Annotated in this window: 1 protein-coding gene; it reads right to left on the bottom strand. The window is 52.0% G+C overall.

The window, feature by feature from the left end; all coding sequences use genetic code 11:
• On the bottom strand, positions 1-273 hold a 273-nt coding region (locus SB775_RS29465), incomplete at both ends, for a FliG C-terminal domain-containing protein (RefSeq protein WP_410864778.1).

Genomic DNA, 273 nt, shown 5'->3' with positions numbered 1-273 from the left:
ACTGGCTGCTTTCAATGCAAAACTCATGTCCAGGTCGCTTACTTCGCGAATGACCCGTTGAATCGAACGGACATCCAATTTGACAATGTCTTCGAAAACGAACATAAGCTTCTTGATCTCGGCGACAAGGTCCGGGCTTCCGGTTTCGAGTTCGGACAAGATGGCTTTTTCGGTGCTTCGGTCCACTTGGTTGAGCACGCGGACAATCGCTTCCACCCCGCCCGTTGCCGCATAATCCTGGGCGCCGTTTACAGAAGAAAGCTTGCGTTCTAG

The sequence above is a fragment of the Peribacillus sp. SIMBA_075 genome (assembly GCF_046534585.1).
This window is presented reverse-complemented; position numbering and strand designations above follow the sequence as displayed.